This window comes from Fictibacillus sp. KU28468 (genome assembly GCF_026153615.1).
Lineage (GTDB): Bacteria > Bacillota > Bacilli > Bacillales > Fictibacillaceae > Fictibacillus_C > Fictibacillus_C marinisediminis.
Genome location: NZ_CP110666.1, coordinates 3,800,884 through 3,816,731, shown reverse-complemented (window position 1 = coordinate 3,816,731; position 15,848 = coordinate 3,800,884). Strand labels below are relative to the sequence as shown.

Genomic DNA, 15,848 nt, shown 5'->3' with positions numbered 1-15,848 from the left:
GGAGTTTTTTAACATGAAAGTGGCATATTTAGGACCTCATGGCACATTTTCAGAGGAAGCGGCTCACCGGTATTTTAGTGGACAAGAAATCGAATGGCATATGTGCGATTCAGTTCCTGAAGTGCTCGAAGCGGTGGGTGAGGGAATGGCTGATAAGGGGATTGCACCAATTGAAAATGCAATTGAAGGAACCATTACGATGACTGTCGACAGCCTTCTTGTGCATGACCTTTATATCGATGGAGAAGCGATACTGCCAGTATCGCTTCATCTTCTCGCTGCTTCCGAGACACGCCTGGAAGACATTAAAGAGGTATGGTCGATTCCTCCGGCTCTCGCTCAGTGCAGGCAGTATCTCAGGGGTTTAAAAGTAAAGAGCCGCCATTTTGACAGTACGGCTTCTGCTGCCGAGGCTATCAGGAATACGGATCGCCGCGATGTTGCTGCTGTAGCGTCCGAGTATGCGGGTAATCTGTTTGGCTTACAGCCGGTTAAGCGTAATATTGAGGAAAGCTTTGAGAACCAGACCAGGTTCGTTATCGTTTCAAAGGATAAAACACCCTCAGAAAACGCTCGAAAAACGATGCTGCAAGTCATACCGAGCGATGAATATACAGGGGTGCTTTCTGCGATCCTCAATGTTTTTTCGGCTTTGAATATTAACTTGACCTGGATCGAATCTCGGCCAACAAAAAAGAAGCTGGGAACCTATCAATTTTTCCTTGAAGCGGGACTGGGTGCTGTCCACCCGTCCATCGAAAAAGCGATTGCCGTCCTGCAGACCTATGGCCACGAAGTGAACGTATTAGGAAGCTTTACCGCAACAAAACTGGACTAAAAACGGAAACCACTTTGAGACAAGGGGGATTTCATGAAGGTTCATATTGTGAATGGAGATATAACTGGAAACAAGCTTCAAGATCTCGATGGAGAAGTGATTGTCTGGCGGGAGATGTATGATTTGGGTCCGGCAGCAGCAGATATGGATAGAAAAAGGATCAAGTCCAGAGCTGAATTCTTTGAGAAAAAGATGGGGATCCCGTCTGAGATCTTTCTTAAGAACTGCACGCTGCAGGAAAACCGGCTCCGTGCTCTGCCTAAGGACGCTGAGATTACACTTTGGCTTGAACATGACCGATACGACCAAACCATGCTTCTGTACTTGCTGAAATCTTTAGGGTCACATGAATTTAACAACCTGAATATGGTGACAGCCGATTCCTATCCGGGAATTGAGCCGTTCTTTGGGCTTGGCCAGCTTTCCGAATTACAGCTTATCGGCCTTTTAGAGCATCGGATTTCTATTAGGCGGGAGCAGATTATGGAAGGAGCTGCAGGATGGAACGCCTATGCATCACCAAATCCCCGTGATCTTGAAGAGTGGCTCAAATGTGCTGAGTGCAGTCTGCCTTTTGTCAAAAGAGCCTTGTGGCATCATCTTGAATATTATCCTTCCGTAAAAAATGGTTTGAATCAGGTGGAAGAGCTGGCTTTCCAGTACCTGTATGACGGCATCACTTCGTTTCATGAACTGTTTCAAAAGGTCAGTGCCAAGCGTACGGATGACGGACTGAGTGACTTTCATTTTTCGGCCTTGCTTGATCAGCTGCAAAAAGGTCCGGTACCGCTTCTTAAAATGACAGAAGGATCATTACCGCACTATAATACCGAACCAGAGGATGCTGCTATCGAGCTAACGTATGAAGGAATTGAGGTCCTCATGGAAAGAGAAGACCGTTTTGATTACACTTCGGCTGATTGGTGGCTTGGCGGTGTTTACAACCATCGAGGAAAATGGCGCTGGAACGGAGAAAAATTAATAGATATGGAAGAGAGGCAGGGGTAATCCTGTCTTTTTTGCGGACATTGGAACAGCTGTACACCCTCTTTTTTTACTACAAAATACTAAAAGATAAACCCTTCTTTGGTAACTGTGTGAATGTTTTACATTTCTGTAAGATGGAATTAACACATGCCTTTTAGAATCAAACTATATTCATCGTGCATCAGGGATGAAAAATTATGGATGCGGGAGGGTTTATTATGAGAGGAAATCCGGTAAAAAGCTTCAAGCTGGTCTTTCTGTTTTCACTTGTTTTAACAATGGTGATTGGCAGTTTCGCATTTCTTCCCTCTCTCAAGGCATCAGGAGACGGTTCGGCTTCATCACCGTACACTGTTTCACAGGCCATCTCCAATCAAAACAGCAGTTTAAAAACGATTCAGGGTTACATAACAGGCCAGCCGACAGCCGCAGCAACCGTAGTTACCAGCCATTATCCCAACGATTATGCGGTTGCACTGGCTGATACAGCAGGGGAAACTGACACTTCCAAAATGGTTTATGTGCAGATTCCAACTGACTACCGTCCGCAATATGGGCTGAAGTCCCATCCAGCCCTAAAAGGCACACTGGTTAAAGTAACAGGCAATTTAACGTCTTATTTCTCGCACGCGGGCATCAAAAATGTAACCAACATGACAAATGGAAGCGGAGGTGGTACTCCATCGGATCCGCCGGCTTCCGATACAGGCTCTTATTATGATAATGCCCAGGGAAAAACAGGGGCAGCGCTAAAAAGTGCGCTTCATAACATTATTGATGATCATACTGAGCTCTCCTATGATGCTGTTTGGGATGCTCTCCGCCATACGGATGAAGATCCGAACAACAAGAATGATGTTATCTTGTTGTACACCGGCCGTTCACAGAGCAAGACTGCGAACGGATCAGGCGTCAACGACTGGAACAGGGAGCATGTTTGGGCAAAATCCCACGGTGATTTTGGAACAGCGATGGGTCCAGGAACAGATTTACATCATTTGCGCCCGGCTGATGTTTCAGTGAACAGTGCTCGAGGGAACCTTGATTTTGATAACGGCGGCACTGAGAATTCTGAAGCAAAAGGCAATTACTCGGACAGTGATTCATGGGAACCGCGTGATGCGGTTAAAGGCGATGTTGCCCGTATGATCTTCTATATGGCGGTCCGTTACGAAGGAGACAGCGGCGAACCTGATCTCGAGATGAACAACAGCGTCAGCAATGGTTCAGCGCCTTATATCGGAAAAATGTCGGTACTTCTGCAGTGGAGCCAGCAGGACCCGGTCGACAGCTTCGAGCGCCACCGTAACGATGTGATCTACAATGACTATCAGCACAATCGGAATCCGTTTATAGATCACCCGGAATACGCGGCAGCCATTTGGCGATAAATCATTGGGAATAGCAAGTGTGATATAAAAAAGAGCCTGCTGTATAGAACAGCAGGCTCTTTGGCATCATTAAAATACTTTTGTGGTCCAGTCTTCACAGTTCCAGACTTCGGTAACAACATCACGATAAAATTCAGGTTCATGTGAGATCAGCAGAATGCTTCCTTTATAGGCTTTTAATGCCCGTTTAAGTTCATCCTTAGCATCTACATCCAAGTGGTTTGTCGGCTCATCCAGAACAAGAAGGTTCGTCTCGTTGTTGATCAATTTGCAGAGGCGGACTTTTGCTTTTTCTCCTCCGCTGAGTACCTGCACCTTGCTTTCAATGTGCTTCGTTGTCAGGCCGCATTTCGCAAGTGCGGAACGGACTTCATGCATGTTGAAAGAAGGGAACTCGTTCCAAACTTCATCAATACACGTATTGTTATTATTGCTTTTAATCTCCTGCTCAAAGTATCCGATATGCAAAAATTCGCCTTGTTCCACAGAACCGGAGATCGGTTTGATTTCGCCAAGAATGCTGCGCAGCAATGTTGTTTTTCCGATTCCGTTCGCTCCGACAAGAGCGATCTTTTGTCCGCGTTCCATTCTGAGATCGAGTGGGCGGGAGAGTGGCTCGTCATATCCGATGACCAGGTTTTTCGTTTCAAAAATCATCTTTCCGGATGTGCGGGCTTCTTTAAAGTTGAATTCCGGCTTTGGTTTTTCTTTCGCCAGTTCAATAACATCCATTTTATCCAGCTTTTTTTGGCGGGACATGGCCATGTTTCGAGTGGAAACACGCGCTTTATTTCTGGCAACAAAATCCTTCAGCTCAGAAATCTCCTGCTGCTGGCGCTTAAAGGCAGCTTCAAGCTGCTGTTTTTTCGCTTCGTGAATATGCTGGAAGTAGTTATAGTCTCCTACATAGCGGTTAAGCTCTTGATTTTCCATGTGGTAGATCAAGTTGATGACACTGTTTAAGAATGGAATATCATGCGAGATCAAAATGAACGCATTCTCATATTCCTGCAGGTAGCGTCTCAGCCACTCAATATGCTGTTCATCCAAATAGTTGGTCGGCTCATCCAGCAAAAGGATTTCGGGCTTTTCAAGCAAAAGCTTCGCAAGGAGGACCTTCGTACGCTGACCGCCTGACAGCTCATGAACATCGCGGTCGAGGCCGATATCTTCCAGACCAAGTCCGCGGGCAATCTCTTCTACTTTTGCGTCTATAACATAAAAGTCGTTGTTCGTTAATGTATCTTGAAGAACCCCAACATCCTCCAAAAGTTTTTCAAGTTCTTCCGGAGTAGCTTCCCCCATTTTTTCGTACATGCTGTTCATTTCGCTTTCAATATCAAAGAGGTATTGAAACGCACTCTTCAGCACATCGCGAATGGTCATTCCTTGCTGAAGGACTGTATGCTGATCGAGATACCCGACCCGCACTTTCTTTGCCCATTCTACTTTTCCTTCATCTGGCTGCAGTTTGCCGGTGATGATGTTCATAAAAGTGGATTTACCTTCACCATTTGCTCCGATTAAGCCAATGTGTTCTCCTTTAAGGAGACGGAAGGAGACATCATTAAAAATCGCACGGTCACCAAAACCGTGGCTTAAGTTCTTTACTGTTAAAACACTCATCTATATGCACCTTTTCTTGTTTGTTAAGATTACCATTTGATTATAGTATTAATTGCAGGGAGAACTCAATCTTTCTGGTGGATTTTTCAAAGAATGTTTCGTATAGAGGCATGTTGGGAAACTTTTCATGTAGAAGGGCTAAAAAGGAGGGTTGCAGAATGAATGATTACAGTGTAGTTCCTTATCAAGGTGAAAATGGCTGGATCGTTAAAATTCAAGATGTAGCACCGACCGATACTTTTCCCAGCCGTGCTGAAGCGATTGCAAAGGCTGAAAAGCTGGCAATGGAAGACAAACCAAGCCGGGTGCTTGTGTATGATGCCCAGCTGAGCGTGGAAGAAGAAAAGATGTTTTAACAAAATGATAAAATCCCTTCATCGGAAGGGATTTTTTGTGCAAAAAAAAGGAGCCTTGGGTCCAAGACTCCTTCAATGCTTTTCGTTGTTCAACTTACGTGGTTTTTCTTGCTTGTTCACGTGCATTTGATTCACGTACATTCTTTCGTACTGCAAACTGCTATATTCTAATTCGCTTTCTCACTATTAGGGCCATCTCTCGGTTCTTCGCAAGTTTCGGAACAAAGGTCGTTCCGATTCATGACAAATCCCTCCATTTGGGTCTGAATAGTGTTTTCACTCATTTGTTAACAAACTAATTTCTAACTATCCTTTAAATCGCTCTTACACACGTGCATTCACTACTTGGTCCATCTCTCGGATCATTGCAGGTTTCGGAACTGTAAACGTCCTTACCCATTGCAAACCCTCCAGTATATGACTTATAGTGTTGCATCTTCATAAATCATAGAGCTGATCTTTACTGCTTTAAAACTTTGAAGCTCAACTTACGGTTCTAACACATCTTGCTTTGTTACTTCAAAACTGTCTTGCTTTACAAACATATGAACCTTGCTACTCTTTAATGCCTATTTCTGTGTTGCATTCACTATTCGGTCCATCTCTTGGCTCATTGGATGTTTCGGAACGATTGTTCTTTCTCATCACAATTCCCTCCATATGGTTGACATAGTGTTGCATGGTTTGTTTTCCCGGTATGAAAAATTCAAAACATCTTTTACAATAAAAATTTTTATTTTTTACGCTTCCTTGATGGCAGTTACGGTCACTGCATCTACAGGCTTCTTGTTCTTAATGCTATCGGAAATCTGAGAGAAGCCAGCTTCTTTTAAATAAAGCGAGATAATGGTTCCAATTTCTTTTGTGGTATCATCATCTGCTCCCTTTTCGTGGGGCTGCAGGGTAACCGCAATACGAGCCTTTACTTTCATCAGACGTTTAATCTTTTTAAGATCCCCAATCGGATCTTTCCAGATCAAGATGGAATTGACGGTATACACGCCATCAAATTTCGGGGCGTCTTCATCGGCAGAAGTGATCGGACCCTCAAAAAGCTCCACACGCCCTTCTTTTATAAACGCTTCGTTTCTTGATTCCGCCTGTTCCTTCATCACTTCTGAAACATCATAGCCTACAATGTGGCAGGAGGAATAGTTGCTGCAGACATATTCAATGCCTACACCTGGACCATAACCCACTTCAAGGAGACGATCATTCGCTCCGGGCTGTAGTGCGGAAATTGTCCATTCATTTAGTTCCTTGTTTTCGTTGGACATGATTTTTCCCGCCAGTTTACCGAGCAGACCCTCGGGTTTTTCAAACTGTTTGGAGATGTTTTTCCTAATGCTCATGCGGCACACTCCCATTTTTTATTATATATTTCAATGTACCCAAAAGGGAGGTGCTCAAAGCAAAAGGACAGCCAGGCCCTTGAAATAAAAAAAGGCCGAATAATTTTCAGCCGTTCTTTGAACAAAATTACATTTTATTCGTAAACCCTGTATTCTTCCTGAAAAAATAGTAGGATGACCCAACGGATAGTATGGCTGCACCAAGGAGGGAAGGAAGAATAATATAATCTCTCCAGTCGGACGGTGCAAATAAAGAAAGCAGAACAATTATACCTGCTGCGACAAACACTTTGGAGCTGAAACGGTGGGTTTGCCGCCAAACGTTCTCATCAGCCAGCGTCCATGGAGTCTTGATTCCAACAAAATAGTTCGGTTTTACCTGCTGCATATAGTTTCCTAGAACGATAAACAGTCCTCCGAGAATGAGGGGCATGAACGAGTTCATCGGAAGTTCGTAGCCAAGTCCGATCAGAATAACCATAAGATTGATCAGGAAAAAAAAGATGAACAGGGAAGAGTTAATCATGGAATAGCTGCGCGAGAAACTTTTATAATTTTCTTTTTTTGGATCGATTTTCGGCAAGAATTGGATCAGGAGATACATAAGAATCATAATACCAAGATTCGTGAGCATGGCCCCCAGTTTGGAAGAATACCCGTTGATTTCGCCTTTCGCATTCCAGTGGATAGGCAGTTCAGCCGGCAGCTTGGAGTAAAACACGAGCCAAAGAGCCGCTGTCGCAAGAATGAGCAACACAGGAAATACATGTTTTTTCATTTTTCGTTCTCTCCTTTGTCCTTATAATCGGCTTGCATGACACCCATGAACCAGTTCATGACATCGTGAAAAACGGTTGTATTGAGAGAGTAGATGACGAACTGGCCTTGCTTCACATCTTGTATGAGTCCTGTTTTCTTTAAGGTGTTTAAGTGATGGGAGATGGTAGGTTTGGTCATTTGAAAATGATCCGCAATTTCGCCTGCGCTTAAGTCCTGATTCTTTAGCAAATCAAGAATTTTACGGCGGGTGGGGTCGGCTAATGCCTTAAATACTTCATTCAATAAAATCCACTCCAATTGGAAGAAAAAGTATTTAGATATTCATCTAAATACTACACAGAAAAGAAGGTGTTGTAAATAGGCAGCATAGTCAATTCCCAAAAAAAAATCGACAGCTATTGAGCTGTCAAAGTAATAAGGATATTCATGTTTGCTGCTGTGTTTTCTTGGCAGAATGAAGAATTTCCTCAAGAGGGAAAATCCTGCCGAGTTCATCTTTATGAACAACATGTTTCCGTTCAAATTTGGTCGGGGAATCAATGCCTGCAGCAGCAGCCAGATTGTAAAGGCCTTCCCGAAGTGAAACTAAATAGTTGCAGACTCTATAGTGTTTTTCCTCGACACTTAAGCCGTCCTGCAGTTTCTTATTCGTAGTCGCTACCCCCACAGGACAGTTGTTCGTGTGGCAGACCTGTGCCATAATGCATCCTACACTGATCATAAATCCGCGTGCAATGTTGACGAGGTCAGCCCCCATTGCAAGAGCAATGGCAATTTTGTCAGGAGTGATCAGTTTTCCTGAAGCAATGAGCTTCACCCTGTCCCGGATGCCATATTCTTTCAGCATTTCATCAACAACCGGAAGTGCAGATTGTATGGGCAGCCCGACAGTATCGGCTAACTCCTGGAACGTTGCACCTGTTCCGCCTTCTCCGCCGTCAATGGTAATAAAATCAGGGCCTTTTCCGCTTTCTTTCATATAGGATACCAAATTCTCCAGCGCATCCAAATCCCCGACAACAATTTTGATGCCGATTGGTTTTCCGGACACGTTTCTCATCTCTTCCACAAAGTGAAAAAGAGAAGAGACATTATCAAATTCTTTGAACCGGTTAGGGCTGTTGATCGTTTTGCCAGGTTCCACGAGCCGGATTTTAGCAATCTCTTCTGTTACTTTTTCACCTTCAACGTGGCCTCCGCGTGTTTTTGCGCCTTGTGCGAGCTTCAGTTCAAATGCCTTAATTTCTTCCATTTCACTTTTTTTCTTAAACTCTTCCCATGAAAACTCTCCGTTCTTTTTTCTTACACCAAACAAGTCAGGACCGATCTGCAGGATAATATCCGGCTTGCCGGCCAGATGATATTGAGAGAGTCCGCCTTCTCCTGTATTCATCCAGGTACCTCCGGCAAGGCCGAGCCCTTTGGATAATGCGGTTATCGCATTTTCTCCCAATGCGCCAAAACTCATGCCGGATTGTCCGATGAGGCCTTTGAGTTTGAAAGGCTGGCGGCAAGTATGTTCACCGAGGATGACGGCGTCTTCGTCTTGCAGGTATACGGGATTAATCAGCCGATCCTCGATATGTTCCTTGCGGGCAAAGAGATTATCTCCGTCCAATTTATACACCTTGGTTTTTATCTTGCTGGCATTGTCCACTTTCATTTCTTCACGCAATTTGGGAAATAAGGTGTTGCGGATATAAAACCCTTCAGCAGTAAAATCCCTGAGTGAACCGAATCCTATTAATCTTTCTTTATATTTTCCTGCCTTTACAACATCCTCGAATTCTTTTCGGGAGAAGGGCTTGCCTTCATTATCGTTAAGAAACAAATACTGACGGAGCTCGGGACCGATTTTCTCGGTAAAATATCTCACCTTTCCGAGTACAGGGAAGTTTCTTAGGATCGAGTGCTGTTTTTGGCGGTCTTCTTTTAAGTATAAAGAGATGAAAAAGACGATGGGAATTACGAGAATGAAACCGATGAGTACGATTAATCCAATAACTAGATCAAAAATGGTTGTCATCACAATCCTCCTTAATGAATGGGGCTGGTGTACACTGAGGTTCTCACCTATTTCTTTTCCACCAACAAGTGAGATAGAAACCAGCAGGGTATAAAGTCCTGTTGGCCGAAAAAAACGCTTGTTTACAAGACTATATTAATGAAAATCAAAAGGTAGGAAAGAACTGTGCGTTTGCGCCAAAGCAGTACCAATGTCTATACTGAGGCTGTAACGGTAGGAAATGTAGCCGTCGAGCCGCTTCCTTAAGTTGATTGCATATGAGAAGTAAGCACCTTTTGAAGGTGTTTGCTTCTTTTTTAATGAAAATCACACAATCAACCAAGCCATAGAGGCACTTTTTAAGAGGAAAATGAATGATTTTGAGTAAATTTTCAAGTTGTGCTCCTTAGGCAGCTTGTTAAAAGGGAATTTTAGCTTTTTCAATTACTTTTGTAAGTGAAATTTGGTGCAGAAACTAGCTCTTTTACCCGCAAAATCGCTCTTTCAGATTTTTATTATCGAAAACTTAGAATTTATTATCGGAAAGCAGATTTTATTATCGAAACAGCCGATTTATTATTGAAAAGCCTTCTTTTATTATCGAACGGCTTATGTTCGACCCCATACGACAAAATCAGACTCATTTATTTCAAACGGCCGATCGAGCCGGGTCCCATAGAGAAAGCCGCCGGTATCTGTACCGGCGGCTTTCTCAAGTTGAGCATTGAAGTGGTGTCTAGTTCCAGCGCTTGTCGGACCTTAGCAGGCCGCTTTCGCTTTTCTAATTACTCTTCTTCTTTTCGGTTCTTAAACGCCTCGTTCGTTACGATATATGGATCGACTTCTGCTTTTTCTTTTCCTTGCTTAGCGGTCATGCTGCCTTCGGGGAAATTCCCGGGATGTCCTTTTTTCTTCTGTTCAAACTCTTTACCTCGAGACATAGTTGTTCTTCCTTTCTTTTGGCTGAAAATGGTGTTACTTAAAAATTATGTTCTGTTTGGCGAGGTTTTAAACCATACCGACAAGTTCAACAGTGACATCATTAAATAATCCGTTGCCGATGTAATTCCCATCCAGGTCGAATTGCCAGTCATGAGGTCCGGCTTCAATGTGTATAATGCCTGGCATGATATCCATCTTAATGGAAGTAATCAAAGAGACATCGATCTGGTCTTTCGTAAAATCATCCGCTACTTTATAGGCAATCTTCATTAAATGCTCATCTATAATATTTAAATCCTTCTCTTCAAAGGCCATCACAACATTCATCACCGTATATTCATAAATGTTCATCCGCTCATCCCCTTAAGTTATTTAAAACTATCATTTCCAAAAAACTATGAAACTATTCATTTATACTAAAATTCATCTTTGAACGGTGCCTGGCACCGCTTTTTACATTCAGGTGCCTGGCACTAAATAAAAGGAGCGAGGAGAGAATGAATGATCAAAAACCATTTTTCGGCAGGAAAGAAATTGGGAAGCAATACATACGGAGAAAAGGCGCCTATGCCATTATCTTTGATGAACAGAGGGAAATGCTTCCCGTGATGAAAACGCCGAAGGGCTATTTTCTTGCAGGCGGCGGAATGGAAGGAGAAGAATCGTTAGAAGAATGCTTGCAGCGTGAAGCTCTTGAAGAGTTGGGGCATGATATTCTCATCAAGAAGTACATAGGAAATGCAGAAAAATATTACATCACTCAGCAGGACCAGACCCCAATGATTGCTGACAGTTATTTTTATCTCGCGGAGCTGGCGGAATGGAAGCTCGATCCGATTGAAGAGGATCACGAGCTGGAGTGGATTCCTATTTCAGAAGCCCAGGAGCTTTTGCATCATGAGCATCAGGCATTTGTCGGTCGCACAGGCTTTTGAGCCAAAATGAAAAGAGCCCAGCCGGCTCTTTTCATTTTACGCTTGGCATTTCTTTTACAACAATGACCGGTGTTATTTTCCGCAGTAAGCAATCATCCAGTTCACCTTGAGGAATAAGGCCGAGTGTCATGGCCGCTTCAATCTTTTGTTTGTCAGGCTGCTTCGTTATAATGATACAGTCCTGAAGGTTGAGTTCTTCGAGTTTTTGAACCGTTTTTTCCGTATGAAAACTTTCTGATTTACGGATCTGCCGCTGAAGTTTATAACTGCTATACAAAACTTCGCCTTTTTCACTTTCGCCGCACATATAATCAAAATGACTGTTAAATTTCTTCTTTAGTTCTGAAAGCTCGGCATCGATCGCTTTTGCCTGCTGGTTCAGCTCGTGAAAGCGGGAAACCATCTCTTCGGTAACTTGTCCACTTTTTGTTTTCACAGTTCTAAGCCCCCTCTTATTTCCTTACTTCATCCTATGGCGGGAGGGGAGGAGATAGTACTGTGTAGTATAATGAAAATAGGTTAAACACTCGCAGGAAAGGAGCCTTTACCTATGGATTTTGCATTTTTGATGGCGGAACAGCGCATCAAAAAGGCGATTGATAGGGAAACCGCCGAAGTTAGAAGACCTGTCCTCTGTTCCTCCAGAATTTTATTATCAAGACCTAAATTATAAAAATCCTCAAAAATAAAGGAGAACACATATTAGTCATGTATAATATGTGCTCTCCTTTTTTCATGTCATGCGTTTTTTGATAAGGCGTGATGTATTATTTCCGCCAAAAATTCGTATATTCTGCTTTATCCCGAATATTAAATTCAATCATTTTCTCAAGCAATTCGTAATTTACCGGCTCATTCCACGGAATTCGAAACAAGCCTTTGGTAGCGCTGTAGCCAGCTTGTGCAATGTCATCGGCAAAGTGCGCAATGCCTACTTCTTCGGGTGAAACGCTCAAATGATGTTTCGCTGTGGAAAAGCCGATGATAAATGTGCCGTGATCGGAAAACATTGGCGTATTCCACTTGATCTGCGGTTCCAAATTTGGGAATTTATTAGCAACCCAAGCCAAAATTTCCTCTGTTCGGTCGCGGTGGTCGGGGTTGTCGATACCTGCTAAATATTTTGCGAAAAATCCCATGACTTCCTCCTTCTATATTATGCTATTGCCGCCAAAAATTCGGATTCTCAGCCTTATCCTTGATATTAAATTCAATTATCTTCTCTAGCAATTCGTAATTAACTGGTTCAGTCCATTGAATTCGGGACAAGAGTGAAGAAGCGCTGTAGCCAGCTTGGGTGATTTACAGAAGCTGCACCTGTTATTATTTTTCTCCGTTTCAATTCTATATAACACCAAATCCTACTATGAAACCAATTGTAACATGATCCTAATCCTTTACCTTTTTAAAGTAACGCGCCCTAAACATAAAGAAAGATCACAAAGCTTATTGAAGATTTGCGCCCGGCAAATAATACGGCGGCATCGTCTTCGTACGTTCATTCGCCACGCTTACTTATATACTCAATACAAAAAAAGCTGACCCGGAAGTACACGTAAAAGTGTCTTTCTGGCGTCAGCCTTTTTTTTAGAATTTATAGGTCCAAAACTGTTCTCTGTTGATTCGTTTTAACACTTCTGGAACTTTCTCTTTGTTTTCTTCCGCCATGGCGGCAATGATCCATTCGGTTTGGGAACGGTGGGCTTTAATCGCTTCAAGCTTTTGATCGGAAACGGAACTCACGTCATTGATCACATCGGGCTCACCGAGCATTTCATAGCAATCATTCGAGAATGCGACACAATGAACGTCCGGCCGCTGATCTTCAGGAAGCTGTTCAACCGCTCGGATGACAGCGGCCCCGGTAGCTTCATGGTCAGGATGGACGCTATAGCCGGGATAAAACGTAATGATGAGTGAAGGCTTCAGTTCATCGATCACGTTTCCGATTCGTGCGGCCAACGTTTTCGGATCTTCAAACTCAACCGTTTTATCCCGCAGCCCCCACATTCTTAAATCGTCGATGTTCAAGACATGAGCGGCTTGTTCCAGCTCTTTTTTTCTGATCTTTGGCAAGGATTCTCTGGTGGCAAACGGTGGATTCCCCATATTGCGCCCCATCTCGCCAAGAGTCAGGCAGACATAGGTGACAGGGACTCCCTTTTTTGTATTCATCGCAATGGTGCCAGAGACGCCGAAAGCTTCATCATCAGGATGTGGAAAAACGACTAAAACATGTTCGTGTGACATACGTTTACCTCCTATTCAAACGGATGAGGACTTAGCTGAAGAGCGACGGCTAATTTACCTTCTGCATCGTGCCCTGCAAGCAGGAGCTGTCCGTCTTCGTTGACTTCCCAATGCGTCAAACCTTCAGCGTAAACCCACCCAATGTTAATTTTTAATCCTGCACGATAAGGAGATTTTTCTCCCGTAATCACTCCGCGCTCAAAATTTATTTTGGCGTTGCGTATATAAGCGCCCACTGAAAAAAAAGACTGATTAAAATGAGAGGCGTATGCTCCATTTGTGGTTTCCAAATGCAAATAAACGTCCCGGTTCAAGAATTGATCAATCTCATTTTGAACCGTTTCTGGTGTAATCGGCTGCAAGGTTTTCCCTCCTCAAAAAGCTTCATTTCAATCATTATACTTTAAGGATGGCAAAGCGTTAAATAAACTGCTTAGCAAAGAGATTGAAATACTAAGCATAAAAAAGAGGCATTAAAAAGTTTAATCCCTCTTTCAGCTTTCTATTTCTTTTTTTCATCCTTACGCACCACTTCTGTTGGATCAAAGCCTGGAGGTGATTTCAATTCATAGTGTGAAGTCAGTTCTTTTGCCAGTTCCACTTCCTGATTGTCGTGCACGATTTCATTTTTCGGAACTTGAGGAAGTTTGGCTTTGTTTTTATCACGTGCCGGCTGTTTATGGCTGTTGCCTCTGCCCATGGTTAACCCACCTTTTTCTTAAAATGGTATGTGAGTAGAATCCCAAGTTCAGGATGTTTTTATTCAGGATAAATCTCATGAATAAAAAAAGAGCAAAACAAATGATGTCTGCTCTTTGTATGGTTTATTTAATTTTGGAGTTGCGGTATGCACTGTGGTCGGTGGGCCCGACATATTGATTCAGCGGGAACGAGTTGCGGATAGCTTCTGTAATAAAGTCTTTTGCAACGGCAATCGCTTCTTTTACTGATTTCCCCTTGGCTAATTCTGCAGCGACTGCAGAAGAATACGTACAGCCTGCTCCATGAGTATAGGTCGTATCGATTCGTTCAGATTCAAGAATATCGAAATTATCGCCATCAAACAAAACGTCGACTGCTTTTTCGTGAGCAAGCTTGCCGCCGCCTTTAACAATGACATATTTAGCGCCGGCAGACTGGATCTTTTGAGCGGCTTCCTTCATTTGATCAACAGTTGTAATCGGAGCCATTCCACTAAGCTGGGCAGCTTCAAAAAGGTTCGGCGTGACGACGGTGGCCTTCGGTACAAGAACATTCTGAAGCGTGTCTGCGAGTTCAGGCTGAAGCGGTTCTGCCCCTTTACATACCATTACTGGGTCAACGACCACATTTTTTATATCATATTTATCAATAGCTTCTGCAGTGGCCTTAATAACATCAACAGAAGCAAGCATACCGGTTTTTACAGCATCCACTCCGATTCCTGCCAGAACGGTTTCAAGCTGTGCTTTGAACAAATCAAGAGGAAGTAAAAATACTTCATGGTACCAGTCTCTGTGAGGATCCTGGGCCACAACGACATTGATGGCTGTCATGCCGTAAACTCCGAGCTCCTGGAATGTCTTTAAATCCGCCTGAATACCAGCTCCGCCGCTTGTGTCAGAACCGGCAATGGTTAATGCTTTAAACTTACTCATTGTCCAATCTCCTTTTATGCCTGTCTTTTAAATTTCAACTATATATTCTATTATAACAATGATTGCCAGCGAGACAAAATTCATGATTTCCTATAATATTCGTTTAACCTGACCTGAAAAAGTGAAAAGTAACAGCAGACAGATTTTCTTTGCTTCGTACGGTCAACCTATGTTTTACTATGTAACAAACAAATTAAATGAAGAAGGTGATCTCATGCTGAAAAAATTATTTGGTAAAAAAGAAAATGAAGCGCCTACAGAAGAAATCATTGTTTCACCATTAAACGGGGAGATCATTGGCCTAGAAGATGTGCCGGATCCTGTTTTCTCTGAAAAAATGATGGGTGACGGCATCGCGATTTTGCCGGAAGACGGTGAGCTGTTGTCTCCCGTTGATGGTGAAATCCTTCAGGTGTTCCCGACCAAGCATGCTGTCGGCATTAAAACAAAATCAGGAATGGAGATTCTTATTCACATCGGCCTTGAAACGGTCATGATGAAAGGGGAGGGCTTTATTTCACTTGTAAAAGAAGGCGATCGTGTAAGAACTGGTCAGCCGCTCATTTCATTTAATGTTGATCTTGTAAAGGAAAAAGCGAAAAGCACGGTTACTCCTGTCATCATAACGAATGGCAATAAAGCCGGTGCGATTGAGAAGTTCAGCAGTGATCATGCCCAAGCCGGCACCACAAAGATCATGCAAATCAGTGATATTAAATAATAAAAGAGACAGACTAGCTGCTGGTCTG

20 protein-coding genes are annotated in these 15,848 nt (G+C 43.1%); 7 read left to right on the top strand and 13 right to left on the bottom strand.

Going from position 1 to position 15,848, the window contains the following annotated elements; all coding sequences use genetic code 11:
* The first annotated feature begins 13 nt into the window (after positions 1-13).
* The 3 genes from pheA to OKX00_RS20140 all read left to right on the top strand — a co-directional run bounded on the left by pheA (position 14) and on the right by OKX00_RS20140 (position 3,216).
* Positions 14-838, top strand: coding sequence for a prephenate dehydratase (gene pheA / locus OKX00_RS20150; protein WP_256227112.1), 825 nt, complete (start codon positions 14-16; stop codon positions 836-838).
* A gap of 33 nt (positions 839-871) precedes the next feature.
* Positions 872-1,846, top strand: coding sequence for a DUF1835 domain-containing protein (locus OKX00_RS20145; protein ID WP_265408581.1), 975 nt, complete (start codon positions 872-874; stop codon positions 1,844-1,846).
* A 197-nt stretch (positions 1,847-2,043) separates the two neighbouring features.
* Positions 2,044-3,216 (top strand): endonuclease, encoded by a 1,173-nt coding sequence (locus OKX00_RS20140; RefSeq protein WP_375162216.1) that lies wholly within the window; start codon positions 2,044-2,046, stop codon positions 3,214-3,216.
* A gap of 69 nt (positions 3,217-3,285) precedes the next feature.
* Here OKX00_RS20140 and OKX00_RS20135 read toward each other — a convergent pair whose 3' ends face one another.
* Positions 3,286-4,842, bottom strand: a complete 1,557-nt coding sequence (locus OKX00_RS20135; protein ID WP_265408580.1) for an ABC-F family ATP-binding cassette domain-containing protein — start codon at positions 4,840-4,842, stop codon at positions 3,286-3,288.
* 158 nt (positions 4,843-5,000) lie between these two features.
* Here OKX00_RS20135 and OKX00_RS20130 point away from each other — a divergent pair, with 158 nt between their 5' ends.
* Entirely contained in the window at positions 5,001-5,198 is a 198-nt protein-coding gene (locus OKX00_RS20130) for a DUF2188 domain-containing protein (RefSeq protein ID WP_062238674.1), read from the top strand.
* A gap of 740 nt (positions 5,199-5,938) precedes the next feature.
* On the opposite strand, the gene OKX00_RS20125 is transcribed toward OKX00_RS20130, so the two are convergent.
* The 6 genes from OKX00_RS20125 to OKX00_RS20100 all read right to left on the bottom strand — a co-directional run bounded on the left by OKX00_RS20125 (position 5,939) and on the right by OKX00_RS20100 (position 10,628).
* Complete coding sequence (locus OKX00_RS20125; protein ID WP_265408579.1) at positions 5,939-6,550, bottom strand: class I SAM-dependent methyltransferase; 612 nt, start codon at positions 6,548-6,550, stop codon at positions 5,939-5,941.
* Between the two features lie 127 nt (positions 6,551-6,677).
* Complete coding sequence (locus OKX00_RS20120; RefSeq protein WP_265408578.1) at positions 6,678-7,328, bottom strand: SdpI family protein; 651 nt, start codon at positions 7,326-7,328, stop codon at positions 6,678-6,680.
* Positions 7,325-7,612 (bottom strand): autorepressor SdpR family transcription factor, encoded by a 288-nt coding sequence (locus OKX00_RS20115; protein WP_053355740.1) that lies wholly within the window; start codon positions 7,610-7,612, stop codon positions 7,325-7,327. Before OKX00_RS20115 ends, OKX00_RS20120 begins: the two co-directional genes overlap by 4 nt.
* A 142-nt stretch (positions 7,613-7,754) precedes the next feature.
* Positions 7,755-9,356: an FMN-binding glutamate synthase family protein gene (locus OKX00_RS20110; protein ID WP_265408577.1), complete on the bottom strand. Its 1,602-nt coding sequence runs from the start codon at positions 9,354-9,356 to the stop codon at positions 7,755-7,757.
* Positions 9,357-10,120: 764 nt separating this feature from the next.
* Positions 10,121-10,276, bottom strand: a complete 156-nt coding sequence (locus OKX00_RS20105; protein WP_175501932.1) for a hypothetical protein — start codon at positions 10,274-10,276, stop codon at positions 10,121-10,123.
* A 67-nt stretch (positions 10,277-10,343) separates the two neighbouring features.
* Entirely contained in the window at positions 10,344-10,628 is a 285-nt protein-coding gene (locus OKX00_RS20100; protein ID WP_053355737.1) for a hypothetical protein, read from the bottom strand.
* A gap of 146 nt (positions 10,629-10,774) precedes the next feature.
* Between OKX00_RS20100 and OKX00_RS20095 the strand changes: the two genes are divergently transcribed.
* Positions 10,775-11,212, top strand: coding sequence for an NUDIX domain-containing protein (locus OKX00_RS20095; RefSeq protein ID WP_265408576.1), 438 nt, complete (start codon positions 10,775-10,777; stop codon positions 11,210-11,212).
* Positions 11,213-11,243: 31 nt separating this feature from the next.
* Here OKX00_RS20095 and OKX00_RS20090 read toward each other — a convergent pair whose 3' ends face one another.
* Positions 11,244-11,648, bottom strand: a complete 405-nt coding sequence (locus OKX00_RS20090; protein ID WP_265408575.1) for a hypothetical protein — start codon at positions 11,646-11,648, stop codon at positions 11,244-11,246.
* A 114-nt stretch (positions 11,649-11,762) separates the two neighbouring features.
* On the opposite strand from OKX00_RS20090, the gene OKX00_RS20085 reads away from it, so the two are divergent.
* The gene (locus OKX00_RS20085) at positions 11,763-11,885 is read left to right on the top strand and encodes a hypothetical protein (protein WP_265408574.1); all 123 of its coding nucleotides are present in this window, start codon (positions 11,763-11,765) and stop codon (positions 11,883-11,885) included.
* 94 nt (positions 11,886-11,979) lie between these two features.
* Here the strand turns inward: OKX00_RS20085 and OKX00_RS20080 are convergent, their stop codons facing one another.
* From OKX00_RS20080 to pdxK, 5 genes are all read right to left on the bottom strand, one after another.
* Positions 11,980-12,351 (bottom strand): iron chaperone, encoded by a 372-nt coding sequence (locus OKX00_RS20080; RefSeq protein WP_265408573.1) that lies wholly within the window; start codon positions 12,349-12,351, stop codon positions 11,980-11,982.
* Between the two features lie 448 nt (positions 12,352-12,799).
* Positions 12,800-13,462, bottom strand: a complete 663-nt coding sequence (gene bshB2 / locus OKX00_RS20075; RefSeq protein ID WP_265408572.1) for a bacillithiol biosynthesis deacetylase BshB2 — start codon at positions 13,460-13,462, stop codon at positions 12,800-12,802.
* A gap of 11 nt (positions 13,463-13,473) precedes the next feature.
* A complete protein-coding gene (locus OKX00_RS20070; RefSeq protein ID WP_062238658.1) occupies positions 13,474-13,824 on the bottom strand; it encodes a YojF family protein in 351 nt (116 codons plus the stop codon).
* 140 nt (positions 13,825-13,964) lie between these two features.
* Positions 13,965-14,162 carry a YfhD family protein gene (locus tag OKX00_RS20065; protein WP_053355731.1) on the bottom strand — a complete coding sequence of 66 codons (198 nt, stop codon included), beginning with the start codon at positions 14,160-14,162 and terminating at the stop codon, positions 13,965-13,967.
* 124 nt (positions 14,163-14,286) lie between these two features.
* Complete coding sequence (gene pdxK / locus OKX00_RS20060; protein WP_265408571.1) at positions 14,287-15,099, bottom strand: pyridoxine/pyridoxal/pyridoxamine kinase; 813 nt, start codon at positions 15,097-15,099, stop codon at positions 14,287-14,289.
* Positions 15,100-15,313: 214 nt separating this feature from the next.
* On the opposite strand from pdxK, the gene OKX00_RS20055 reads away from it, so the two are divergent.
* Complete coding sequence (locus tag OKX00_RS20055) at positions 15,314-15,820, top strand: PTS sugar transporter subunit IIA (RefSeq protein WP_265408570.1); 507 nt, start codon at positions 15,314-15,316, stop codon at positions 15,818-15,820.
* Positions 15,821-15,848 lie beyond the last annotated feature (28 nt).